This is a genomic window from Pseudomonas sp. AP42 (genome assembly GCF_001728935.1).
Taxonomy (GTDB): Bacteria; Pseudomonadota; Gammaproteobacteria; order Pseudomonadales; family Pseudomonadaceae; genus Aquipseudomonas; species Aquipseudomonas lactis.
The window spans coordinates 1-7449 of sequence record NZ_LYSO01000180.1 but is presented as its reverse complement, the minus strand read 5'-3'; the positions used below and the strand labels follow the sequence as shown (position 1 = coordinate 7449).

At 61.2% G+C, this 7449-nt stretch carries 9 protein-coding genes and 1 riboswitch; of the genes, 4 read left to right on the top strand and 5 right to left on the bottom strand.

Annotated elements, in window-relative coordinates:
• Positions 1-182: 182 nt before the first annotated feature.
• Positions 183-815, bottom strand: coding sequence for a LysE family translocator (locus A7K61_RS29900; protein ID WP_003188636.1), 633 nt, complete (start codon positions 813-815; stop codon positions 183-185).
• An 84-nt stretch (positions 816-899) separates the two neighbouring features.
• Between A7K61_RS29900 and A7K61_RS29895 the strand changes: the two genes are divergently transcribed.
• From A7K61_RS29895 to A7K61_RS29885, 3 genes are all read left to right on the top strand, one after another.
• Positions 900-1865, top strand: a complete 966-nt coding sequence (locus tag A7K61_RS29895) for a 2-hydroxyacid dehydrogenase (protein ID WP_069558971.1) — start codon at positions 900-902, stop codon at positions 1863-1865.
• A gap of 30 nt (positions 1866-1895) precedes the next feature.
• Positions 1896-2894 (top strand): class I SAM-dependent methyltransferase, encoded by a 999-nt coding sequence (locus tag A7K61_RS29890; protein ID WP_034134882.1) that lies wholly within the window; start codon positions 1896-1898, stop codon positions 2892-2894.
• 51 nt (positions 2895-2945) lie between these two features.
• Positions 2946-3065: riboswitch (yybP-ykoY riboswitch) on the top strand.
• Positions 3066-3153: 88 nt separating this feature from the next.
• A complete protein-coding gene (locus A7K61_RS29885; RefSeq protein ID WP_044273724.1) occupies positions 3154-3738 on the top strand; it encodes a TMEM165/GDT1 family protein in 585 nt (194 codons plus the stop codon).
• Positions 3739-3858: 120 nt separating this feature from the next.
• On the opposite strand, the gene A7K61_RS29880 is transcribed toward A7K61_RS29885, so the two are convergent.
• The 4 genes from A7K61_RS29880 to A7K61_RS29865 form a co-directional block, all read right to left on the bottom strand.
• A complete protein-coding gene (locus A7K61_RS29880; RefSeq protein WP_014716953.1) occupies positions 3859-4677 on the bottom strand; it encodes a M48 family metallopeptidase in 819 nt (272 codons plus the stop codon).
• Positions 4678-4797: 120 nt separating this feature from the next.
• Positions 4798-5418 (bottom strand): SOS response-associated peptidase, encoded by a 621-nt coding sequence (locus A7K61_RS29875; protein WP_047712605.1) that lies wholly within the window; start codon positions 5416-5418, stop codon positions 4798-4800.
• Between the two features lie 37 nt (positions 5419-5455).
• Positions 5456-5716 carry a putative signal transducing protein gene (locus tag A7K61_RS29870; protein ID WP_003188624.1) on the bottom strand — a complete coding sequence of 87 codons (261 nt, stop codon included), beginning with the start codon at positions 5714-5716 and terminating at the stop codon, positions 5456-5458.
• A gap of 11 nt (positions 5717-5727) precedes the next feature.
• Positions 5728-5910 carry a CPXCG motif-containing cysteine-rich protein gene (locus A7K61_RS29865; RefSeq protein ID WP_003188623.1) on the bottom strand — a complete coding sequence of 61 codons (183 nt, stop codon included), beginning with the start codon at positions 5908-5910 and terminating at the stop codon, positions 5728-5730.
• A 132-nt stretch (positions 5911-6042) separates the two neighbouring features.
• On the opposite strand from A7K61_RS29865, the gene A7K61_RS29860 reads away from it, so the two are divergent.
• On the top strand, positions 6043-7206 hold the full coding sequence (locus A7K61_RS29860; RefSeq protein ID WP_171905509.1) for a 1-acyl-sn-glycerol-3-phosphate acyltransferase: 1164 nt from the start codon (positions 6043-6045) through the stop codon (positions 7204-7206).
• Positions 7207-7449 lie beyond the last annotated feature (243 nt).

Sequence of the window (7449 nt, the reverse complement as noted above, 5' to 3'; positions counted from 1 at the left end):
TCCCACAGTTGGATCGTGAGGCGTCAGGTAGATAGGTGTCGGCTGTCAGACCGTCATCGCAGGCAAGCCAGCACCCACAGTTGGATCGTTAGGGTGTCAGGTAGGTAGGTGTCGGCTGTCAGGCCGTCATCGCAGGCAAGCCAGCTCCCACATTTTGTCCCTGCCAGCTTGAGTGAACGCACTTACTTCATGCTGGTGAAGGCCAACTTCACCCCAATAGCAATCAACACCGCGCCCATGGTCCGATCAAACCAATGCCCCATCCGCGCAAACCCCGCACGTACACGCTGCTGGCTGAACAGCATGGCCACCAGGCAAAACCACAACGCCGTGGCCACCGCCAGGTACACCCCATAACCGGCCTGCACCGCCAGCGGTGTGTGCGGGTTGATCACCACGGTAAACAGCGACAGGAAAAACAACGTGGCCTTGGGGTTCAAACCATTGGTCACAAAGCCCGCAGTAAACGCGCCACGCGGAGTGCGCTCACCCGCTTCACGGTGCAACTCGCCCTCGGCCGCAGGCTTGGCCGGCTGGGCACGCAGGGCCTTGAAGCCGATGTACAGCAGGTACGCCGCTGCCGCCCATTTCAACGCATTGAACAGCACAATGGACTGGGACACGATCAAGCCGATACCCAGCAACGAGTAACCCACATGCAGGAAAATCGCCGAACCGACGCCCAGTGCCGTCCATGTGCCGGCGCGGCGGCCATGGGTCACACTCTCACGCACCACCACGGCGAAATCCGGGCCGGGGCTGGCCACCGCCAGCAAGTGAATCAAGGCCACGGTCAAAAACTCGGCGACGTACATGCTCACTCCATTAAGTAACTGATTATTTCATCTGATAGGCTCGGCAGATTACGCCTTCGAACCTCGTCGCAAAAGGTACAGTTGATCATGAACAATCGCCGCGCCGTCTTCCTCGACCACCCTTCCCTGGACTTGGGCGACCTCGACCTCAGCGGTTTGCATGACTGCTTCAGCCAGTTGCAGCTGTTTGAACAGACCACGCCAGAAAATGTGATGGAGCGCTTGCAGGGCGCCCAAGTCGCCATCAGCAATAAAATCCCGCTCACGGCCCACACCCTGGCCGCCTGCCCCGAGCTCAAGCTGATCCTGGTATCGGGCACCGGCACCAACAATATCGACCTTGAAGCGGCCCGCGCCCACGGCATCACCGTGAGCAACTGCCAGGGCTATGGCACGCCGTCGGTGGCCCAGCACACGATCATGCTGTTGCTCAACCTCGCCACGCGCTTGAAGGACTACCAACAGGATGTAGCCGCGGGCAAATGGCAGCAGGCCAAACAGTTTTGCCTGCTGGACCATCCCATCGTCGAACTGGAAGGCAAAACCCTCGGCCTGCTCGGCCACGGTGAACTGGGCAGTGCAGTGGCGCGTCTGGCCGAAGCGTTCGGCATGCGCGTGGTGCTCGGCGCGATCCCTGGGCGCCCTGCCCGCGCCGACCGTGTGCCGCTGGATCAATTGCTGACCCAGGTCGATGCGCTGACCCTGCATTGCCCACTCAACGAGCACACCCGCGACTTTATCGGCGCTCGTGAACTGGCGTTGCTCAAACCCGGTGCGTTTATCGTCAACACCGCACGCGGTGGTTTGATCAATGAACAGGCCCTGGCCGACGCATTGCGCAGTGGTCATCTTGGCGGCGCGGCGACTGATGTGCTGAGCGTCGAGCCGCCAGTCACGGGTAATCCGCTGCTGGCTGGAGACATTCCACGCTTGATCGTCACGCCCCACAACGCCTGGGGCAGTCGCGAAGCACGCCAGCGCATCGTCGGCCAACTCACGGAAAACGCCCAGGGCTTTTTCAGCGGCGCCCCGCTACGCGTCGTCAGTTGATAAACTGCGCCCCTTTTCAAGGAGCAGACTATGGATCCGCGCAGTGAAGTACTGCTTCGCCAGGCCGAACTTTTTCAAGGCAACCTGCTGCTCGTAGGTTTGCCTGCCGACGATTTGCTTGGGCGCCTGCCCAATGCCCACGGCTGGTGCTGGCATGCCGGTGACCAGGCGGCGCTCGATGCGCGCTTCGCCGAACGCAGCCAGTTTGGCGTGACGGTGCCCGAGCGCGCCTTTGATGCGGCGGTGATTTTCCTGCCCAAGTCCAAGGACCTCACCGACTACCTGCTCAACGCCGTGGCTGCGCGCCTGCCGGGCGCCGAGCTGTTTCTGGTGGGCGAGAAAAAGGGCGGTATCGAAAGCGCCGCCAAACAGATGGCTCCGTTCGGCAAACCGCGCAAGCTCGATAGCGCACGGCATTGCCAGTTGTGGCAGGTCACCGTCGCCAACGCACCGCAAGCCGTGGCGCTTGAGAGCCTGGCGCAAGTCTTCGACGTACCGCTGGCCGAAGGCCCGCTGAAAGTGGTGAGCTTGCCAGGTGTGTTCAGCCATGGCCGCCTGGACCGCGGCACCGAGTTGTTGCTGGAGCACTTGGACAAACTGCCCAGCGGCAACCTGCTCGACTTCGGATGCGGCGCCGGCGTATTGGGGGCCGCGGTCAAACGCCGCTACCCGCATAACACGGTGACGATGCTGGATGTGGATGCCTTCGCCGCCGCCAGCAGTCGCCTGACGCTGGCAGCGAACGGCCTGGAAGCCGAGGTGTTGACCGGTGACGGTATCGACGCGGCGCCCATGGGTTTGAACGCGATTTTGAGCAACCCGCCGTTCCATGTCGGCGTGCACACCGATTATTTCGCCACAGAGAACCTGCTGCGAAAAGCGGCGAAACACCTGGCAAAAGGTGGCGAACTCCGCCTGGTTGCCAACAGTTTCCTGAAGTACCAACCACTGATCGAAGAGCATTTGGGCATCTGCGCAATCAAGGCCGAAGGCAATGGTTTTCGCATCTACCGTGCCAAGCGCCCCTGACGTGCGTTTGAAAAAGAACGCTTGCCGAATGGGTTTTGCCTAGGCAGAATCCGCAGCGTCCTAGGGGAGTAGTCTCCCACGAGCGCCATGCTCGTCCGGCATACGTCAACATACTTGGTCAGCAGACCATGGCGTATGCGACCCAGGAGTCCGCACAGACGGACCGGGGTTTGACAAGACCTATGACACGCACACCTTACCCGGGGCGGGAAGGCTGTACGTGTCATAGCCGTGTCGACCCGCCCCTGGAAACTACCTGATGCTGGATTCACTACTCGTTCCTACCGCAATCGTTGCCTTGGCCGAAATCGGCGACAAGACGCAACTGCTCGCACTCATCCTTGCTGCTCGCTTTCGCAAGCCCTGGCCGATCATCGCCGGCATCGTCGCCGCGACCCTGGCCAACCATGCGGCGGCCGGTGCCGTGGGCGCCTGGTTCGGGAGTTTCTTCTCGGATGCGGTGCTGCACTGGATCCTCGCCGCAAGCTTCTGCGCCACAGCGCTGTGGACCCTGGTGCCGGACAAACTCGATGATGACGAAGCCAGTACTACCCGTAAGTTCGGGCCCTTCCTGACCACCCTGATTGCGTTCTTCCTCGCCGAAATCGGCGACAAGACCCAGATCGCCACGGTGATGCTGGCGGCGCAATACCCGGAACTGTGGCTGGTGATTATCGGTACCACCCTAGGCATGTTGATTGCCAACGTACCAGTGGTGCTGGCGGGGAATTTTGCCGCGGATAAACTGCCGCTGACCTTGATTCGTCGCTTGGCGGCTACGGCGTTCTTCGTGCTGGCGATTGTTGCGGTGTACAAGGCCATGCAAAGCAGCGGCTGGATCTAAGCCCTGATGGCTGTAGGAGCGAGCTTGCTCGCGAAAAACTCACCGGCGCCGCGTTTATTCAGGCAACACGCGTTATCGCTGACGTTTCTCGCGAGCAAGCTCGCTCCTACACGGCGTCGATCAGGACTTCTTGGCCTGCTGGTAAAGCGGCATTACCTTCGGAATCGCCGCCTGCAACGACGCGATGCGGCTGTCGGAAGCCGGGTGAGTGCTCATGAATTCCGGCGGTGCGCCTTCCGAAGCCTTGGCCATCTTGTTCCACAGCGTGATCGCCGCGTTCGGGTTGTAGCCAGCGCGGGCGGCCAGTTCCAGGCCGATCAGGTCGGCTTCGTTTTCATTGCTGCGGCTGTTGGGCAAGGTCATGCCGTAGTTGGCCACGGTATCGGCCAGCGCCAGGCTGTCCTGGCCGAGACCGAATATTGCCCCGGCGCCCTGTTTGGCCATCTGGATACCGTAGGCCTTGGACATGGCTTCGCGGCCGTGTTCACGCAAGGCGTGGGCGATTTCATGGCCCATTACCGCAGCCAGTTCGTCATCGGTGAGCTTGAGGTTGTCGATCAAGCCGCTGTACACCAGGATCTTGCCGCCAGGCCCGCAGTTGGCGTTCATCTCATCACTTTTGATCAGGTTTACGTCCCAGTTCCACTGGGCGGCATCCGCACGGAAGGTCGGAGCCTGGGCGATCAGGCGCTTGGCAATGGCTTGCACGCGCTTGGCGTTGGCGCTGGTCTTGTCCAACACCCCTTTGCTGCTGGCTTCACCCAGGGTCTGCTGATAAGACTGGGCATACATCTGGTCGACTTCCTGACTCGACAGCATGCTGAACATGTACTGCTTGCGCTCTACCCCAACGGCGCCGCCGCTGGTGGTATTGACCGACTGACAACCCGCCAGCAGCATCGCTGCAACCAAACCGCTTACCACCAATGACTTCTTCATGAACACGCTCCCTGAAAACATGGCGCGTATCGTAGGCGGTCATTTGTATCTGCGCCAGATACACCAGACGTTTAACCGCTGAATTTCAGATACATCCGAACGCGGAACCACTGGCAAAGCTTATGCCGGGGTCAGGCACTCCGGCCCGTTGAGCTTCGGATCGTTGACCATATTGGCCAGCACCCGCTCGCGCAACACAGCAGGCTCAGCCGCCAGCAGGCCCTGCAACACAGGCAGCGGTGTCGCTGGGTCGAGCCAGGCGGCCTGCCCCGCCGCGTCCAGGATCAATGGCCGGCGCTGACTTTGCGCTGCTTGAGTAATCACCGCCGTGCTGAGCCATACCTGCTCCTGCACCGGATACGCTTCCCACACCGCGGCAAAGAACAGCGTTGAGCCCTCCCCCGGCGTGAGCCAGTACGGGCGCTTGCGCTGGGTGCCGCGCCATTCATAAAAGCCATTGGCGGGCAGCAGGCACCGGCGCTGGCGGAACGCTTCACGAAACATCGGTTGTTCGGCCAGGGTTTCGGCGCGGGCGTGGGCCGGGGTGCGCGACAGGTCGGTGAGCCAGGGCGGCGTCAGCCCCCAGCGGGCACGTGCCAGGGTGAGCTGGCCCTCGCTCAGGCGCTGGATCAGCACCGAATCATTGGGGGAAATGTTCCACTGGGCCTGCTGATCGGCGGGGAAGCCGGGCAAGGCAGCAAAGGCAGGGTTCCAGCGAAACAGGGCATAACGTCCACACATGGGGCAACACGACTCTTGGGGTAAACCGACCGACAGCCTAACAGACCAATACGTCGGGGAAGCTGTCGGGTTCGTCGCCGGGCAACGGTTGTGCGCCGATATAGGCAGTGATCAGCTCGCGGGCGCTGGCGGCCTGGTCATTGTCGACCTCCAGCCCCAGCAAGCCGAATATCGGCAACTCGCCCGTGCCGCCGAGCAAATGGCGCCCCACCAGGTGCGCCTCGATGCCTTCACTGGCAAGCATCTGCTGCAGCAACTCGCCCTCCATGAGGTTTTCCGGTTCGTAGATTCGCTGCATGGGCGTACCTGTTATTCATTTTCGCTGCGGGTTTCAAGCATCCACTCTTCACCATGCACTTGCAGGTCGAACGTGATCGGCCGGCAACACACTTGGCAGTCTTCTATATAGGTCTGGTCCCCGCCAGACAAATCCACCGTTGTCTCGACCGCTTCGCCACAATAAGGACAATCGTACATCGCAGTTTCCAGCATCGCAGTCTCCCAGGTGACTTGTGCGTATAATCGCCGGTCTATTTACAGGGCTATTTCCGGCAGAGCCAGTTTACTCACGCCGCCCCTGCTATTTCCTTTACTTACCCTAGCCGTTTCTAACAAGAGAGCATGATGGGCGAATTCGATACCATCCGACCTTACAACGACAGCGAAGTCCCGGCAGTGCTGGCGCGTCTGTTCAGTGACAAGGCCTTTCTGGACATCCTGACCCACTTCCGCTTCCCGCGCTTTGCCGGCGCCCTGGGCTGGCTGCTCAAACCGATGATCGCGCGCAAACTGCGCCGCGAGTTCGCGGGCGTCACCACCGTGGCCACGCTGCAGGACAAAGTCGAGTACTACGTCGACCACACCATCGACCGGGCGACCGACGGCGTGACCTATACCGGCGTCGAGCAACTGAAATCCGGCACCGCCTACCTGTTTCTGGCCAACCACCGCGACATCGTGATGGACCCGGCCTTCGTCAACTATGCCGTATACCACGCCGGCCTGCCGACGCCACGCATCGCCATCGGTGACAACCTGCTGCAAAAGCCGTTTGTCAGCGACCTGATGCGCCTGAACAAGAGCTTCATCGTGCACCGTTCGATCACCGGGCGAAAGGAGAAGATGGCGGCTTACAACCTGCTGTCGGCCTACATCAACCATTCGATCCGCAACGACTGCCAGTCGATCTGGATCGCCCAGGCTGAAGGCCGGGCCAAGGATGGCGATGATCGTACCGAATCGGCGATCCTCAAGATGTTCCACGTCAGCCGCAAGGACGATCCGTTCGCCGAAGTCATCCAGTCGTTGAACCTGACGCCGGTGTCCATCAGCTACGAGTACGACCCTTGCGATGCCGCCAAGGCCCGCGAGCTGTATATCCGCGCCACCACCGGCACCTACAGCAAGGCACCGGGCGAGGACGATGTGAGCATTGCCCTGGGCATTACCGGCTATAAAGGCCGGGTGCACGTGAACTTTGCGCCGCCGATCACCGAGCGCTTTGAAGACACCAAGCTGCTGGCCGCGGAAATGGACCGGCAGATCCTGGGCGGCTATCGGTTGTTCCCGGTGCACTACCTGGCGTACGCGCAGTGGAGTGATGCCGACCCGCAACTGCAGGTGCCCAAGGCCGCGGACGTGTTCCCGGCCGATGAGCTGGCCAAGGCCAAGGCGGAATGGGAGCGGCGCTTGAACGAGTGCCCGGCGGAGCACCGGCCTTACCTGGTGGTGCAGTATGCGACGCCGGTACGCAACCAATACCGAGTCAAGGCTGGGATACCTCTGTAAACACCCAACCCAAATAGGTGAGCAGGCCAGTGTGGGAGCTGGCTTGCCTGCGATAGCCATAGGTATTTACACAACTTCGATACGACGCGGGACCTGTGGCGAGGGAGCTTGCTCCCGTGACGGCCCCGGCGGCCAGCGCATATCTACCTGACAGACCGCTATCAAACGGTGGGAGCGGGCTTGCTCGCGAAGGCGGCCTGACCGTCGGCACAGCTCTACTGAGTACATATCCATTTCTGCCGT

What these genes read in the sequence shown, in the direction of transcription:
- A7K61_RS29870 (WP_003188624.1), bottom strand. Translation starts at nt 5,716, where the DNA reads ATGCAGCGAATCTACGAACCGGAAAACCTCATGGAGGGCGAGTTGCTG.
- A7K61_RS29880 (WP_014716953.1), bottom strand. Translation starts at nt 4,677, where the DNA reads ATGAAGAAGTCATTGGTGGTAAGCGGTTTGGTTGCAGCGATGCTGCTG.
- A7K61_RS29860 (WP_171905509.1), top strand. Translation starts at nt 6,043, where the DNA reads ATGGGCGAATTCGATACCATCCGACCTTACAACGACAGCGAAGTCCCG.
- A7K61_RS29890 (WP_034134882.1), top strand. Translation starts at nt 1,896, where the DNA reads ATGGATCCGCGCAGTGAAGTACTGCTTCGCCAGGCCGAACTTTTTCAA.
- A7K61_RS29900 (WP_003188636.1), bottom strand. Translation starts at nt 815, where the DNA reads ATGTACGTCGCCGAGTTTTTGACCGTGGCCTTGATTCACTTGCTGGCG.
- A7K61_RS29885 (WP_044273724.1), top strand. Translation starts at nt 3,154, where the DNA reads ATGCTGGATTCACTACTCGTTCCTACCGCAATCGTTGCCTTGGCCGAA.
- A7K61_RS29875 (WP_047712605.1), bottom strand. Translation starts at nt 5,418, where the DNA reads ATGTGTGGACGTTATGCCCTGTTTCGCTGGAACCCTGCCTTTGCTGCC.
- A7K61_RS29865 (WP_003188623.1), bottom strand. Translation starts at nt 5,910, where the DNA reads ATGCTGGAAACTGCGATGTACGATTGTCCTTATTGTGGCGAAGCGGTC.